This is a genomic window from Neorhizobium sp. LMR1-1-1.1 (assembly GCF_040675795.1).
Taxonomy (GTDB): Bacteria; Pseudomonadota; Alphaproteobacteria; order Rhizobiales; family Rhizobiaceae; genus Neorhizobium; species Neorhizobium cellulosilyticum.
Map to the genome: position 1 here is coordinate 1 of NZ_JBEGHE010000092.1, position 324 is coordinate 324.

The window sequence follows — 324 nt, forward strand, 5'->3', positions numbered from 1 at the left end:
AAGAGGACGAACTTCTCGGAAAAAACATTGCGGACATCACTTATGCCGATGACATGCCCGAGCAGACCCGCCTGTTCAACCGGCTGGCCGCGACCGGCGAAAGCTTCGACATGGAGAAGCGCTATGTTCGCAAAGACGGTAGCCTCGTCTGGGTGAACAATACGGTCTCTGCTCTGCGCGATGACGAAGGGCGGATCCACCAGGTTGCCGTCATCTCGGTCGATGTCACCGAGCGCAAGCAGGCTCAGGAAGCCGAACGCAGACTGGCCTCGATCATCGCATCCTCTAACGACGCCATCCTCGGCATCGATTTGGCCATGAACA

At 57.7% G+C, this 324-nt stretch carries 1 protein-coding gene; it reads left to right on the plus strand.

Going from position 1 to position 324, the window contains the following annotated elements:
* Window positions 1–324 (plus strand): PAS domain-containing protein (locus MRBLMR1_RS29940; RefSeq protein ID WP_500067233.1); only part of this gene is annotated, 324 nt, incomplete at both ends.